Source organism: Aeribacillus sp. FSL K6-3256 (genome assembly GCF_037965805.1).
Classification (GTDB): domain Bacteria; phylum Bacillota; class Bacilli; order Bacillales; family Aeribacillaceae; genus Aeribacillus; species Aeribacillus composti.
Window position 1 is genome coordinate 3,255,135 of sequence record NZ_CP150188.1, and the last position, 16,098, is coordinate 3,271,232.

Annotated in this window: 15 protein-coding genes; 10 read left to right on the plus strand and 5 right to left on the minus strand. The window is 36.6% G+C overall.

The genetic code is table 11. The features are described 5' to 3' along the window. The first annotated feature begins 252 nt into the window (after positions 1–252). The 7 genes from NSQ84_RS15720 to NSQ84_RS15750 all read left to right on the plus strand — a co-directional run bounded on the left by NSQ84_RS15720 (position 253) and on the right by NSQ84_RS15750 (position 7,242). Positions 253–855, plus strand: coding sequence for a glycerol-3-phosphate responsive antiterminator (locus NSQ84_RS15720; RefSeq protein WP_327848578.1), 603 nt, complete (start codon positions 253–255; stop codon positions 853–855). Positions 856–1,323: 468 nt separating this feature from the next. After that, entirely contained in the window at positions 1,324–2,637 is a 1,314-nt protein-coding gene (locus NSQ84_RS15725; RefSeq protein WP_066247712.1) for an ABC transporter substrate-binding protein, read from the plus strand. Between the two features lie 115 nt (positions 2,638–2,752). Continuing rightward, the gene (locus NSQ84_RS15730; protein ID WP_063386791.1) at positions 2,753–3,652 is read left to right on the plus strand and encodes a sugar ABC transporter permease; all 900 of its coding nucleotides are present in this window, start codon (positions 2,753–2,755) and stop codon (positions 3,650–3,652) included. After that, positions 3,642–4,466 carry a carbohydrate ABC transporter permease gene (locus NSQ84_RS15735; protein ID WP_003252244.1) on the plus strand — a complete coding sequence of 275 codons (825 nt, stop codon included), beginning with the start codon at positions 3,642–3,644 and terminating at the stop codon, positions 4,464–4,466. The genes NSQ84_RS15730 and NSQ84_RS15735 overlap by 11 nt, the downstream gene beginning before the upstream one ends. A 14-nt stretch (positions 4,467–4,480) precedes the next feature. Then, positions 4,481–5,626, plus strand: coding sequence for an ABC transporter ATP-binding protein (locus NSQ84_RS15740; RefSeq protein WP_063386792.1), 1,146 nt, complete (start codon positions 4,481–4,483; stop codon positions 5,624–5,626). A gap of 11 nt (positions 5,627–5,637) precedes the next feature. After that, a complete protein-coding gene (locus NSQ84_RS15745) occupies positions 5,638–6,438 on the plus strand; it encodes a sugar phosphate isomerase/epimerase family protein (protein ID WP_063386793.1) in 801 nt (266 codons plus the stop codon). Positions 6,439–6,453: 15 nt separating this feature from the next. After that, positions 6,454–7,242, plus strand: coding sequence for an HAD-IIA family hydrolase (locus NSQ84_RS15750; RefSeq protein WP_339212093.1), 789 nt, complete (start codon positions 6,454–6,456; stop codon positions 7,240–7,242). A gap of 133 nt (positions 7,243–7,375) precedes the next feature. Here NSQ84_RS15750 and NSQ84_RS15755 read toward each other — a convergent pair whose 3' ends face one another. After that, on the minus strand, positions 7,376–8,176 hold the full coding sequence (locus tag NSQ84_RS15755) for a uroporphyrinogen-III synthase (protein ID WP_339212095.1): 801 nt from the start codon (positions 8,174–8,176) through the stop codon (positions 7,376–7,378). A 441-nt stretch (positions 8,177–8,617) separates the two neighbouring features. Between NSQ84_RS15755 and NSQ84_RS15760 the strand changes: the two genes are divergently transcribed. From NSQ84_RS15760 to NSQ84_RS15770, 3 genes are all read left to right on the plus strand, one after another. Further along, a complete protein-coding gene (locus tag NSQ84_RS15760) occupies positions 8,618–9,235 on the plus strand; it encodes a YiiX/YebB-like N1pC/P60 family cysteine hydrolase (protein ID WP_339212096.1) in 618 nt (205 codons plus the stop codon). A gap of 3 nt (positions 9,236–9,238) precedes the next feature. Beyond that, positions 9,239–10,309, plus strand: a complete 1,071-nt coding sequence (locus NSQ84_RS15765; RefSeq protein ID WP_339212098.1) for a hypothetical protein — start codon at positions 9,239–9,241, stop codon at positions 10,307–10,309. Between the two features lie 145 nt (positions 10,310–10,454). Continuing rightward, a protein-coding gene (locus NSQ84_RS15770; protein WP_235600473.1) for an IS3 family transposase occupies positions 10,455–11,611 on the plus strand; the annotation gives its coding sequence in 2 pieces (ribosomal slippage) (positions 10,455–10,713 and positions 10,713–11,611; 1,158 coding nt in all). A gap of 574 nt (positions 11,612–12,185) precedes the next feature. Here NSQ84_RS15770 and NSQ84_RS15775 read toward each other — a convergent pair. The 4 genes from NSQ84_RS15775 to NSQ84_RS15790 form a co-directional block, all read right to left on the minus strand. Beyond that, positions 12,186–13,142 carry a siderophore ABC transporter substrate-binding protein gene (locus tag NSQ84_RS15775; protein ID WP_339212100.1) on the minus strand — a complete coding sequence of 319 codons (957 nt, stop codon included), beginning with the start codon at positions 13,140–13,142 and terminating at the stop codon, positions 12,186–12,188. Between the two features lie 163 nt (positions 13,143–13,305). After that, on the minus strand, positions 13,306–14,064 hold the full coding sequence (locus tag NSQ84_RS15780) for an ABC transporter ATP-binding protein (protein ID WP_339212102.1): 759 nt from the start codon (positions 14,062–14,064) through the stop codon (positions 13,306–13,308). Next, positions 14,058–15,008: an iron chelate uptake ABC transporter family permease subunit gene (locus NSQ84_RS15785; RefSeq protein ID WP_339212104.1), complete on the minus strand. Its 951-nt coding sequence runs from the start codon at positions 15,006–15,008 to the stop codon at positions 14,058–14,060. Before NSQ84_RS15785 ends, NSQ84_RS15780 begins: the two co-directional genes overlap by 7 nt. After that, entirely contained in the window at positions 14,998–15,951 is a 954-nt protein-coding gene (locus tag NSQ84_RS15790; protein ID WP_339212106.1) for an ABC transporter permease, read from the minus strand. Before NSQ84_RS15790 ends, NSQ84_RS15785 begins: the two co-directional genes overlap by 11 nt. Positions 15,952–16,098: the final 147 nt, after the last annotated feature.

Sequence of the window (16,098 nt, forward strand, 5' to 3'; positions counted from 1 at the left end):
AATCTTTTGTAAAGCAAAATTTACAATGAATTAGCTTTGGCACAATATCTGCTTAATATTTGTTTTTTATATTTCTTTTAAAAGCTTTTGATCCTCTGCCCCCATCCAAAGAGCAAGCATATTCTGCCCAACAAGATGTTTCGCGCAATCCAAAGTATAACAAACGTTTGCCAATCGAATTGCTTTTATAACAAAATACTTTGTTAAATCTTGAGAGCAGATTCGGAATTTTAAAAGAAAGGAAATTTAGCTGTGGCAAAAAGCAATGCAGGAACAATTTTGTTGGAAAGATTAAAAAAACATAAAATGGTAGCAGCTATTAAAGAACCGAAATATATTGAGAAAGCGATCAAGAATAAAGAACATTTAAGTGCTGTCTTACTAATGACAGGGACCATTTTAACGGTAAAAAGATATGTTGATTTCATCCAGTCTGAAGGGCTCCCCGTCATATTGCATGTTGAAAAAATAGGCGGTCTGGAAATGGATGGCGATGGAATTGACTTTGTAAAAAAGAATGTCCAGCCAACGGCGATCGTTACAACGAGGAACGGCATTATAAAAAAGGCAAAATCAAGCGGTTTATTTGTTATTCAGCGAATCTTTTTAATTGACACGGAAGTTTATCATAATTTAGTGAAGGATGCGGACCAAATCCGCTCAGATATAATAGAAATTATGCCGTGCCGTGCTCCGGATTTTTTAAAGAAATTCACAAAGGTTTCGCAAGTTCCCGTTATAACAGGAGGGCTGTTGACTTTGCCTGAACATGCGAAGGAAGCGATAAATAATGGCGCACTCGCTGTAACGACGTCCAACTCAAAATTGTGGGAAATGGATTTAAATAAATTTTAAAAGAGAATTTACATATGATTTATACTAGATTAACAATTCTCATCTATATTATAAGTAACAAGTGAATAATTACTGGTGCAAATAGAGAGACCTCAAATTTAATGTATATGGAATAGATATATACATTATATTTGGAGTCTCTTTTTTTGTTATGCAAGCAATTGGAGGTGATTTCGACATCATTTAATAGATTTGTCAGGTCGGGAGATAAAAAGCATTTACACCTAAAATATTAATGCAAACGATCTGCCAACCTGTCATTGGCATAACGATGAAAAATAGCTTTATCTGAAATTGAAGACAGCTTGTAGAAGCCGCTTGCTCGAACACGGACGGTGATAGCCAGTCAAAGGCAACACGATTTGTTAACTGATTCATGTAAAGAATTTTCTAAATAGCCGAAATGTCACGACATTTTGAAGATCCTTTCATTAATTACGGTCAAACAATTTGGTGAGGAGGAATATAATGAAATCATTTGTAAAATTGATTTGCGCATTTACATTAGTATTTATGTTAGCAGCTTGTAACAACACGAGCAAGCAGGCAGCCAATGACTCTCCTTCTAAATCAGAGGACGGCAACAAAAAAACGGTTATCGAATACTGGCACGTAAATGCTGAAACTCAAGGCGGAAAAACAGTAGAAGAGTTAGTGAAGGAATTTAATGCACAAAGTGATACTGTAGAAGTCGTAGCCAAATACAACCCGGACATGTATAAAGGGTTGATGCAAAATTTACAGGCTGAAGTAGCTGCGGGCAATTCACCAGCAGTTGTACAAGTAGGATGGGCATTTTTAGACTACTTCTCAAATAATTTTCATTATGTGCCGCCGCAAGAAATAATAGATAAATATTTTCCAGAAGATAAAACATTTTTAAAAGATCATTTCTTAAAAAATGTTTTGGATTTAGCGAAAAATTCGGATGGTGAACAAGTCGGGATTCCATATTCGTTAAGCAATCCAGTCCTCTATATTAATCGAGACCTTTTACGAAAAGCTGGACTAGATGAAAATGGGCCAAAAACGTGGGAAGAGGTAAGAGAATTTTCCAAAATAATAAAAGAGAAAACAGGAAAATATGGGTTTTATTTGCAGGAGCCGGCAGATAACTGGGCTACACAAGCTTTATTAGAAAGCAACGGAGCCAAAATGATTACGGACGGAAAAGCAACATTTGCTTCAAAAGAAGGAATTGAAGCGTATCAACTATGGGCTGATATGGTGTTAAAAGATAAAACAGCCTTGCATTTGCCTTGGGATCAAGGTGTACAAAGCTTTATCGATGGCAATGTCGCCATGGTCTATACAACGATTGCCCAACGTTCGCATATCCAAGCGAATGCCAAATTTGACGTAGCGGCAATCAAATCGCCAGCATGGGAAGGAAAAGAAGTAAGACTGCCGGCAGGTGGCGCAATGCTGGCTATTACAGCAAAAGATGAAGACCAGCAAAAAGCAGCATGGGAATTCATGAAATTTCTTTATAGCGTTGAATCAATGGCCAAATGGACAGAAGGAACAGGTTATGTGCCTCCACGTAAAGATGTTGCAGAAGCAGAAAATGGACTTAAATCATTTTTAGAAGAAAATGAAATGATGAAGCCTGCCATAGAACAAATGGACAAGATTGTTCCTTGGGCATCATTCCCTGGAGACGCCGGTTTACAGGCAGAGCAATTATTAATAGATGTACGCGACGAAATTCTTACAGGAAAAGTATCAGTAGAAGAAGGTTTAAAATCAACGGAAAAATCCATCAATGAATTGTTAAAGTAAAAGGAAATGTCTACAAAGGGTGACTAACATTTATAACAATTTTTCAAAAAAACTTCCTTTAGTCACCCTCCTTTTAACTTTTATTTTCGGTATCAGTACGGAGGGTAATAAAAATATGAGTGATGGGACGGTTTTAAAAAATAAAGAGAGTTGGAAAGCGTATTGCTTATTGATTCCAACGTTAATTATATTTTCGATATTCATGTTCTGGCCATTTTTATACACAATTTATTTAAGCTTTTTTGACTGGAACATGATTACTCCGACAAAAGAATTTGTAGGATTGAAAAACTACATTGATGTTTTATCTGATCGAAATACATATAAAATTTTGGGAAATACATTTATATATATTGCTTTCTTATTAGTTATAAACTGTATCATACCGTATCTTTTTGCTTTCGTTTTAGATTTAATTTTAAAACGATTTAATGGTTTTTATAAAAGCGCCTTGTTTCTGCCGGCATTCATCTCATTGGTCGTCGGTTCGATATTGTTTACGTGGATTTTAAATCCAGTTTCCGGACCTGTTGCCATTATTTTAGGATGGTTCGGCATTGAAATGCCGATTTGGAGCAAATTAGACGGCTGGGTCATATTGGTTTTAAGTTTGATTACATCCTGGAAAGTATTTGGCTATAACTTTATCGTCCTTTATGCTTCTATCAACGGTATTTCACGCGAAATAATAGAAGCAGCCCGTTTGGATAATGTTCCTTTATGGAAAATATTCTTTCATATTGTCTTGCCTATGAGCAGCGCTACTGGCATTTATGTGTTTATTATTACAATCGTCCAAGGACTGCAGTATGTATTCACGCCTATAAAAGTGATAACACAAGGCGGTCCAAATTACGCCAGCTCCAATGCGATCTATCACGCCTATCACGAAGCCTTCGTACTTTACAGAACAGGACATTCTGCAGCTTTATCAATTATGACGATGTTAATCTTTTTCATATTATTAGCTCTTGAATTTAAGTTTGTTGAAAGAGGTATCTATTATGAAAATTAAACGATCTGTTGCGATACCTTGGCACATTATTTTTATCATTACAATCATTATTCTTTTATATCCGATCGTTTTTGCATTAGGTTCATCGTTTAAAACGTTGGAAGATGCCTACAACAATGTTTTGAACATAGTTCCGTTAAATCCGACATTCGAAAACTATATCACATTCTTTAATAGTTTACCCGCTTTCAAAATTACGATGAATACGTTCATTATTGCCTCTGTTGCGACAATTTTCAAACTGATTACTTCATTTTTAGCAGCGTATGCTTTCGTATTTTTGCAGTTTAAAGGGAAAAACATTTTATATTTTATGTTAATTAGTACAATTTTTATCCCTTTTACCGTAACAATGATTCCAAACTATTTGATCATATCGGGTATCGGTTTAGTCAACAGCGTTTGGGGTGTTATTTTGCCGCAGCTCGCCAATGCGCTTGGTATCTTTTTAATGAGGCAGTCGATGAAAACAATCCCCATATCGTTAATTGAAGCAGCCAAATTAGATCATATTGGACACGCCCGGATTATGAAAGATATCGTTCTCCCATTAGTGAGGCCGGCTGTCACATCAACAGGCATCTGGTTTTTCATTACTACCTGGAACGAATACGTATGGCCGGTGCTCATTTTAAAAAGCAAGGAAAATTATACATTGCCTCTTGCTTTACAGATGTACATCAGCTCAGAAGGCGGCACGAATTTTACTGTCGCCATGGCCGTATCAGTCATCACAATGATAATACCTTTAACTTTATATTTAATTTTCCAGAAGTATATTATAGGAACATTTACTTCTTCTGGAATTAAATAACGGAGGATGGCACAATGAAGGAAATAAGATTTGAAAACGTTTGGAAATCCTATGGAAAAACACATGTTGTAAAAGGGCTCAATCTTACCATTCATCCTGGAGAACGTTTAGTTCTTCTAGGTCCGTCCGGATGCGGCAAATCGACAACTTTACGCATGATTGCAGGCCTTGAAGAAATTACTTCGGGCGACTTATATTTGAATGGCGTAAAGGCGAATGACATTCCAAGCGGAAAAAGAAATGTAGCGATGGTATTTCAAAATTATGCATTATATCCTCATATGAATGTCGTTGAAAATATTACGTACGGTTTAAAAGTTCAGAAGGTTCATAAAGACGAAATTCAAAAAAGATTAAATGCTGTGTTAGAAATGCTCCAGCTGAAAGGATATGAAAACAGATTGCCGAAAGATTTATCCGGCGGGCAAAGGCAGCGTGTCGCTTTAGCAAGAGCCGTTGTAAAAAAATCTGATTTCTTTCTGCTTGATGAACCATTATCAAATTTAGATGCGCAGCTAAGAGTATCTGCGCGCAAGGAACTAGTGAAAATCCATGAAATGTATAAGCAAACAATCGTTTATGTTACACATGATCAAATTGAAGCAATGACTATAGGGGATCGTATTGCGTTAATGAATCAAGGGCAATTGCAAATGGTAGATACGCCGGAAAATGTATATAACCGCCCTGCAAACATCTTTACGGCAAAATTTATCGGCTCACCTCCAACGAATATTGTCGATATGGATTATTATGATGGCAAGGTTATGATCGGGAAACAATCATTTTTATTGCATCCGATGTGGATCCGACAAATAAATGAATGCAATGCCAAAACGTTTGTTTTTGGAATTCGTCCTGAACATCTAGAAATTTATAAAACTCCCCAAGAAAACACATTAAAAGGCACAGTGAAATACGTGGAAAACCAAGGAAGCAGCTACAGTATTTATATAAATTTAGAAGGTCATGAAGTGATTGCGATGAGTGAAAAAAAGAATTGGCATCCGGGGGAAATGGTCTATTTAAAACCAAAAATGGATCGTATTCATATTTTTGATCAAGAATCCACACAATCAATAGGCTATCCGCAAGAGCTGGATCTGAATGAAAGCAGTCCGATGAATCACAAAATCAATGTGGAAACATATCTTTCATGAGGTGGTTGTTTATGAAAAGAAAAATCTGTTATTCTGATTTGCCGCTTGTATCAAAAGATCCTTTAAAAAATGTCCATGACTTAATTGAATATGGAGCTGATAAAGTTGAACTATTAATGGATGGCGAAAAATGGGATGACATGGAAAAATCATTCAAAAAATTGTCTTCCAAACTAAAAGAATTGCCCATCGGCTACACCATTCATCCGCCAGCATGGGATATTAACTTAACAAGTGAAAATAAAGCGATTCGGGAAGCTTCATTTTTTGAATACAAAAAAGCGATTGAGTTTGCCGGCATGATTCAGGCTTCGCATGTTGTGATCCATCCTGGGTTCTGTTTTTCTCCGGTTTTTGACAAACGTTTAGCAAAGCAGCGAGCTGAAGATTATATCCATCAATTATGTGAATTTGCTAAACCTTTGAACGTCAAGCTGGCAATCGAAAACGTCGGATACAACGGCAGTTCGATTTTTACGCAAGATGAGTTTATAAGCTTTTTAGAAAATATTCATGACACGGCAGGATATTTACTTGATATTGGCCACGCAAATTTAAACGGTTGGGATATTCCGCAAATAATGAAGCAGACAAAGGATCGACTGATTGCCCTCCATGTTCATGATAATAACGGAACAGGAGACGATCACTTGCCAATCGGTGAAGGAACCGTCCCATGGCAAGAAATCTTTAAAACGATTCATGAACAATCAATCGATTGTCAGCTCATCCTAGAATATGCCCCCGGAACACCGTTAGAAAAGTTACGCGAAGGCAAAGAAATTCTTCTAAAAGAACTTTCAACAGAATAAAGGTGGAGTATTGTATTGTTACACATTGACGATTTTGATGCATATTGTTTTGATTTAGATGGAACTATATATATTGGCAATAAACTTTTGCCCGGTGTAAAAGAAACGATCGACCGATTAAGGCGCCATAACAAAAAAATTCTTTTTATCACAAATACATCGACACAAACAAGAGAAGAATGCAGAAAGCGGCTTCATCATTTAGGAATTCAAGCGAAACTGGACGAAATCATGACAGCTTCTTATTTGTCAGCTGTATATTTTTTAGAGAAATCTCCGGACTCTTTAGTCTATATTGTAGGTGAAAAAGCGATTTCGGAAGAATTCCACAAATTTTCACTAAAAATGACCGACAATCCTATGGACGCGACCCACGTACTTGTCGGGCTTGATCGCTGCTTCACTTACGAAAAACTCAATTTGGCAATGAACGCGGTTCGTAATGGAGCCAAATTAATTGCAGCCAATCCGGATTCGCTTTGTCCAGTTCCTGAAGGGTATATTTCAGATACACTGGCAATAGCGAAAGCAATAGAAGCTGCATCAGGACGGCCGATCGATCAGGTGATCGGGAAGCCTTCCTCTTTTTACGGCAAAAAAATTCTTGAAAAATTAAACATAAACAGCAACAGGTGCTTAATCATTGGCGATCGTTTAGAAACCGATATTTTGCTTGGAAAAACAAATAATTGCCGCACATGCCTTGTATTAACAGGAGTCTCTAGAAAAGAAGATATTGAAAAAAACAAAATTTACCCGAATTATATTGCACAAAATTTACAGTATTTGTTTTTCATGAAATAAATCGATGCTTTCATACATACTGATTTTTAGGTAAAAAGTTCAAACCCAGGTGGACGTGATTCATCCTCGAAGCTGTCACGCTCCACCTGTTTTTTATACACACAATCAGCCATTAAATTTTTTGACGACAACATCATTGAAAATACTCATCCAAAGCGACAATCATCGCCCCCATCCGCTCCAGCTCTGGAGCCACGATGCGCTGCACCCCATATTCCTTCAATTCTCCAGCAGTTACTTTGCCGACGGCTGCTGCCACAACATTTTGTTGAAATGCCTCTATAAGGTCAGATGTTGCTCCTTTTTTTTCAGCCAATTTAAAAAGCACTCTTACTTGCGGGGCAGCTGTAAACGCAACAGCATTCAGCTTATTCTCGATTATTTCATCCAGCAGCTGCTCAACGGTCTCAGGATTAGGTACAATGGAGCGGTATGGCAAAATTTCATGCAAAATCGCTCCGTTCTTTTCAAACCATTCTGAAAGCTTTGGCACCGGTTCTCCATGCAATTGTAAAAAAACATGCTTGTCTTTAAAAGAAAATCCTTCAATAGCCCGAAGCAGCCCGTCATTCGTTCCGTCATCATCGGCAGCATCCGGCTGAATGCCGATTTGTTTAAGAGCCGCTTTCGTTTTATAGCCGCGGGCAGCTATTTTTGCTTCCTTTAAAACATTTATAAATGAATCCAAAATGCCGATCTTTTCTGCCGCTTCCAACAGAGCGTTCGTCCCTATTCCTGTCGTAAACACAGCCCAGTCAGTCCCTTTTTCAACAATGCTTCGAAGATCAGCCTCCAAATCCGAAGGAGAGCATTTTATTGTTTCTTGAATAGCTCGAATAACAGGCTCCCCTCCTTTTTTACGAATTAACGTGGAAATTTCCTCGCTCTTTCGAGAGCCTGTGATGGCGATCCGTTTCCCATGTAAATTTCCCATGCCTTTCTTCCCCCTTTTTCTCTATCATACTATAAATACTCCGTTCATCCCTTATTTTCAAATGAAAAAGTTTGAGTCAAGTATTTGTGGGCAACTTTTTTATGGAAGTAGCGTTAGAGCCGTTATGGAATTTCAATGCTTTTGTATGTTAGCGGTAGACGGGATTATAGGAAAAGCACACCTGGCTTTCTGTCTTAATAAGTGCCGGTGTTGTTTTTGGCTAACTTTATCTGCAAAAAGGATCACCATTTTCTATGTTCATCTATTATTCTATTTACCAGAAATATTTTACTAATTTACCAAATTTAAGTTGAAAAAAGTTAAGTTTAATATATAATGAAAATGAAAAGGAATTTTTTCCTAATACTTTATTAACAGAGGAGGAGAATTCTTAATAAAGGGAAAATTGGAAAAGTATTGAGTACAGTCTTGTCCTTATGCATGTTATCGGTAATTTTGCCAGCTGTATCTCATGCAAATTCTACTTCTTCTGAGGACATAGTCCAACAACAGTTAGAAACTTTTGAAAGAGTGGAGAAAGAGATCGAATCTGACCCAGAACTAGTTCAACCTGATAAAAATTCATCATCTTATAATTTTAAAGCTAATAATTTTCAAGCGTTAGCAGCACCATCATATCCAAAAAGAAAAGGAGTTATATTAGTAACTAAAGATGGAAAATTTGGTTCTCTAGTAGGTCATGCAGGAATCATATACTCAGAAACAAAAACAGTTGAATCTTTCCCAAAAGAAGGAGTGAAAACATTCAAAAATAATTGGAATACAAAATATAAAACTGTTTATGCGGTAACGACAAAGGGAACAACTGTCGCTCAAGATGCAAAAGCTGCAGACAGAGCGTATTCACACAAAGGAAAACCTTATAATTGGGAATTTACGAATATCAACACTACAAAAAAATTTTATTGTTCGCAATTAGTATATGAAGCATATAAGTATTCTACAGGTTTAAACTTAAATCATGGCGGAGGAATCGTATTTCCAATTGATTTAGTTAACTCTTCTCACACGTATATCATTTATATTAAAGGAGTTTAACAAATGAACCTTTTTAATACGATAACAAACAGATACAAAATGATCTTTATCTGTTTGTTATCCTCCATGATCTTTTTACAAGGATGCTTCTCAACGGAAACAAAAAACATCGAAGATTACAAATATGCAGTGATTTATACAGATATGTTTGAGAAAGCAGTTATACACCTGTACAATGAAAAAGGAAGGTTTCTTTCAAAACATAAAACGAAATACAGAGGAATGCCTCTTGGAGCTTTTATGGAAAGACCTATTCATATGAATAATAAAGTATATTACGCTAATCCACAATCTAAATACAACACCAATGAATTTATATTAGAGTTAAATAAAAGTAATTTGCAGATTAAAGAAATTCCTAACGAAGAAAAAATTGCTCCCACAGTTTGGACTGTTGATAAGGAGTTTGCTTACATGTCTGAAGGAGATCTTACTTCCTCTGATCTTGCCAAAACAAATATAGCAACAGGAAAACAGGTCGCATCCACTGAGCTCAAGGGGCAAGCCATTCATATGATTGAACATTCAGACAAATTATATGTATTAACCTTTATACACTCCAATCCAGATGATATTTACGGTATTATCAATGTAATCAATAAAAAAGATCTATCTTTAATTGAAACAATAAAAATAGACGATATGATGTATTCATCAGATATGGAGCTCGTTGACAACGATCTTTTCCTAGTAAAAACATCAGATGGAAAAGACAATCAGTCAAATGAATTAATAAAAATAAACTTGATGAACAAGAAAATTGAAAAGATTACTCTTCCGTTCAAATCCTTGAGTGATATGCATGTACACAAAGATCATATCTTTATCACACAAGGAGATATACAACGAGAACCTACGGAAAAGAAAATTGCGAAACTTCATTTAAATTCTTCTAAAATTGATGTATTTACTACAGAAATTGAAAACTATGTATCATATATTCATGAAGATCAATTTATTACATCAGACGGCACAAAGATACAAATTTATAATCTTGATAACTTCAAAAAAGAAAAAGAATTTAAATTAGAAGGAGATGAGAGTCTATTCACTTCATTTTTCATCAATGATTAAAAGCCAATACTATGTAGCAAGGTATTGGCTTTTTGCAATGCCTCCTCACGGTGTCTAACTAGCGAGTCTCATAATCAATGATGTTAGACTAAAAAGTAGACACAGATTATTATAGTAATAATAGACTGAAAAATGAGGTGTCTACATGACAAAAAAACAAAGGCGGTACGAGGAAGACTTTAAGCGTCAAACTGTTCGTTATATTTTGGAGGAAGCGAAATCCGTTGCACAAGTGGCTCGTGAGCTCAAAATTAACGAAAATACTCTTCACGGCTGGATGAAAAAATATAAGCAAGAACCTGAAATAACAGAAACCCAAACGTTTCGATCCGAAGACCACGAAGTTCGTGAACTGAAGAAACGTATTCGGGATCTGGAGGAGGAAAACTCCATCTTAAAAAAGGCGATGCACTTCTTCGCGAAAGACCATCGGTAAAATATTCATTTATCCATGAGCATCGCTTCGATTACCGATTGGAGAAGATGTGCGAAGTATTGAAAGTTTCTCGAAGCGGTTATTATAAATGGCGTGATCGTCCCAAAAGTGCTAGACAAGAGCGTCGAGAAGAATTGACGCAGGAAGTGCGTCGTGTGTATATCGAATCTCGCCAACTGTATGGGAGTCCAAAGGTTGCCAAAAAGCTTAATCATGAAGGCATTAAGGTTTCACAGAAGACGGTTTCCCGCATAATGAACAAAGAGGGAATGAAGTCTCGTACCGTGAAAAAGCATAAGGCTACCACTAACTCAAAACATAACCATCCGGTCCACGAAAATGTCTTAAACCAACATTTTACTGTTACGAAACCAAATGAAGTATGGGTAGCTGATATCACATACATTCCAACGGATGAAGGTTGGCTTTATCTAGCTAGTATGATGGATTTGTATTCAAGGAAAATAGTCGGCTGGCATATAGACTGTTCCATGAAAAAGGAGCTAGTGTTAAGTGCTTTAAAGCAAGCCTATCAGCGTCAACAACCACAGGGTTCTATCCTCCATCATTCTGATCGAGGGAGTCAATATGCTTCAAATGACTATCAAGCTAAGCTAATGGAATACGGAATGAAATGTAGCATGAGCCGCAAAGGAAATTGTTATGACAACGCTTGTATTGAATCATTTCATGGGGTTATAAAAAAAGAACTAATCTATCAGACTCGTTATAAAACAAGGGAGGAAGCAAAAAAGAGCATATTTGAGTATATAGAAATATTTTACAATAATAAACGTATTCACTCCGCAACAGAGTATTTTTCGCCATCTGAATACGAACGTATGTACTATAAAAAGGGAGCTTAATGAACATATTAATAGAATAGTTAGACCCGAAAATTTACCTTTTAAAAATAATTAGGACAACGTCGTAATTACTTTTAAAAGGCCACCAAGCGATAGCGCGGTAGCTGCGAAAAAAAATCTATAAATTTTTGTGTCTACTTTATTGACCTAATATCATCAAATGTTGACCTCGTCTATGACTTTCAGCATATGTATGTGTTTCTTGCGTCTGTTTCTCTTATGAAAAAGGTTGAGACGTTCAAACACATACTAATCAATTCGACATGTCGTCATACCTCCCTGGGTAAGGGTGAAGTCTTTCCTTCCACCTGTCTTCTTCATTTACTCTGTACCATCTTCGACAGAAAGGACTTTGTTTCATCCAATGGCAACTAGCCTCATATGAAGTTCGTGTTTCGAGAGACACCCTAAGTTTGCTGCCCGCTTCCTTCAGATTCCACATCACCACGGACACCCTTACGTTAAGCTAACTGCTACTTTTGTCTTCACAGCTCGGGACTTTCACCCTAGAGATTACACCCATGCCCGGGCGCATATGAAAAAAGAGAGCTGTTTTCAGCTCCCTTTTGAAAAATTATTGGATCGCATTATCCACTTCTTTCACCATTTCAGCAACCGAAATCAATCCGCCGCCGGATAAATACCAGTAGTTAGGATCTAAGTACACAATATTGCCGTTTTTGTAGGCATTTGTCTTTTTCACTAATTCATTTTCTACTGTTTGTTTTGCAGATGATTGGCCGCCTACAACAGCACCGCGGTCTACCACAAATAAGTAATCAGGATTTTTTTCAACGATATATTCAAATGAAATGCTTTGTCCGTGTGTAGAAACTTCAATGTTTTCATCTACAGCTTTAATTCCAAATTCATCATGGATGAGTCCAAATCTAGATTTCGGTCCATATGCGCTGACTTTCCCTTCATTGGCTAAAATAACTAATGCATTATTTCCAGACGCTTCTGCTTTTTCTTTTAGCTTTTTAATCGATTCATCGATTGCTGCCAGTTCTTTTTCAGCTTCCTCTTCTTTACCGAAAATTTTTCCAAGTGTTTTCACATTTTCATGGAATGACTCTAAATATTTCGTTGTATCAACACCCATAAAGATGGTTGGTGCAATTTTCTCAAACTCTTCATAAACCTCTGATTGTCTTCCGGAAATAATGATCAAATCAGGCTCAATCGAACTGATTTTTTCAAAATCCGGTTCTTTTAAACCGCCGACATTTTCATATTTATCGTCACTGTATTTGTCTTTTAAATAGGATGGAAGGTTATCCTTCGGTACACCTGCCACTTCAACGCCAAGCTTATCCAATGTGTCAAGAGCACCAAAATCAAAAACGACGACTTTTTCTGGATTTTTCTTCACTTTTGTTTCGCCAAGCTGATGCTTAATCGTCAGTTCTTCTGACTCCTGTTTCGTGTCATTTTTTTCACCTTCTCCGCTAGTTGCTCCGTTCGAGCCGCAAGCTGCAACAACAAAAACCATTAAAGAAGCAATGAGAAAAACTAAAAACTTTTTCATAAAAATTACCCCCTGTATATTTTTTAAATGATGTCGGCAATTCTTTAAACATCTCGCAATTGAATAAGAAAATCATTATCATTTCGAATTCTTTGTAAGGAAGAGCTGACAGCTCTTCCTTCTGCTGAGATGTTTATCAAAATGCCTCCATCAATACTACCCTTTAAGAAAAGTACACACATATTTTGCAATTGTTTATTTGCTGGATGTTTATATCCATATCATATACGTCTTTTAAGACAGAACGATCTATGACTTGATCAGTTGGCCCGACGTGTACGAGTTCTCCATCTTTCATTGCAACCACATAATCGGCATACACCGATGCAAAATTAATATCGTGCAGTACAATGACAATTGTTTTTCCAAGCTCATCGACAAGTTTTCTTAGCATTTTCATAATTTGCACAGAGTGCTTCATATCTAAATTGTTCAATGGCTCATCAAGCAAAATATATTCGGTATCCTGCGCGATCACCATAGCGATAAAAGCCCGCTGCTTTTGGCCTCCGCTCAACTGATCAAGAAATTTATGTTCAATCTCTTCAAGCCCCATGTAACGGATCGCTTCATCCACATGCCTTTGATCTTCTTTTGTTAATCTTCCGCTTGAATACGGAAATCTGCCGAAAGAGACAAGTTCCCTGACTGTTAAGCGAAGATTAATGTGGTTTGATTGCTTTAAGATCGAAATTTTTTTCGCCAAATCGTTGCTTTTGCATGCGCCAAGTTCTTTTCCGTCAATCAATATTTCTCCATCATCTTTTTTTATTAATCGGCTGATCATTGATAGCAGTGTGCTTTTCCCAGCTCCGTTTGGGCCGATGAAGGCTGTGATTTTTTGTTTCGGAATTTTCAGCGAGACGCCTTTTACTACAAATTTGTTTCCGTACTGTTTTGAAACATTTTTTACTTCTACCATGATCGATTCTCCTTTAATAGAAGATAAATAAAATAAACCCCTCCAACAAAATTAATGACAACACTTAACGTAGTTGAAAATGCAAACACTCTTTCGACCAATAGCTGACCGCCAACCAACGCAATGATGGAAAAAAGAACGGTCCCGATCGTTAAAACACTATGTTTATATGTGTTTAAAAATTCCCTTGCCACGTTAATCACGAGAAGGCCTAAAAACGTCATCGGACCGGTTAAAGCTGTCGAAATCGAAACGAAAACAGCCACAATGATCAAAAGCCTTTTGACAACATGATCGTAATCAATGCCGAGATTAATCGCATGCTCCCTTCCAAGTGCCAGCACATCTAAATATTTGAAATATTTCAGTGAATAAAGACCCGCCAGCAACATAACGGCAATCGACAAGTACAGCAAATCCGTATTCACGTTATTGATGCTGGCAAACATTCTGTCCTGCACAATTAGAAATTCGTTAGGATCTATCAGCACTTGCATAAAAGAAGTCAAGCTGTTAAATAATGTTCCGAATATAAGTCCAATCAGAAGAAGAAAATAAATGTCTTGACCTTCGCCTCGAAGAAGGAATTTGTAAAAGATCAGTGCAAACAGCATCATAAAGCACAAGGAAAGCGCAAAGTTAATATTTTTATCGATCATCGCAACATGTGTTGAACCAAATAAAAAGACAAGCATGGTTTGCAAAAGCATATATAAAGAATCTAAACCTAAAATGCTCGGAGTTAAAATTCTGTTGTTTGTAATCGTTTGAAATACTAACGTTGAAAAACCGATTGCTACACTTGTAATAATAACCGCCAGCATCTTCACCGAACGGCGCGGCAAAGCATAATCCCAATTTTTGCCGAGGTCGATGAACAAAAAGGTGATAATTAAAAGGACTGCAACCACTAGAAGAGATGTTATTTTCGCTCTATAACCCATATGCTTTTCTCCTCATTAGTAAGTAAACAAAAATGGCACTGCCGATGACACCGACGGTTAAGCTGATCGAGATTTCGTACGGATATATAATGATTCGCCCTAAAATATCGCAAAACATAACGAAAACAGCACCGAGCAAAGCGGTATGAATCAAATTCTTTTTCAAATGGTCTCCATTGTATATAGCGACAATATTCGGAACGACAAGACCTAGAAACGGAATGGTTCCAACCGTCAATACAACAGATGAAGTGATCAAAGCTACGATAACAAGTCCGATATTGACAACTTGTTTATAATTCAAGCCTAAATTTTTCGAAAATTCCTCTCCCATTCCAGCGACAGTGAATTTATTCGCATACAAGTATGCAATTAATACAAAAGGAATGCTGACGTACAATAATTCATATTGGCCTTTTAAAATTAACGAAAAATCTCCTTCCAGCCATGAGGAAACATTTTGAATCAAATTATTTTTGTATGCAAAAAAAGTAGTGATAGATCCAATGATGTTGCCGAACATCAGCCCGACTAGAGGAACAAAAATAGTATCTTTATATTTGATTTTCTCCAATATTTTCATAAAGATAAATGTTCCTAAAAGTGCAAAAGCAAATGCAACAATCATTTTTTGAATCGGACTAGCGTCTGCAAAAACCATGATCGCAACTAAAATCCCCAATCTGGCGGAATCCATCGTTCCTGCCGTAGTTGGGGAAACGAACTTGTTTCTGCTCAGCTGCTGCATAATAAGACCGGCAATGCTTATGCTCGTTCCTGCAATAATAATGCTAATGACACGCGGAATTCTGCTGATGATCAAAATTTGTATTTGTTCATCTGTCAAATTGAATAAATCAGTTGGTTTAATATCTTTTACCCCGATAAAAATCGATGCAATTGAAAGAATAATGAGAGCAATGATCAAATATCGTTTTTTCATTTTTTAACTCTTTCCGTAATAAATTAATAATGATATTCGTTATTAATTATAATAAGAATAAGACTCATTTTCAACACATTTAGAAAAATGTCTGAATTTGTCCACAATTTGATGGATGAAGAAGATTAAACCTCTCTTATAAACATC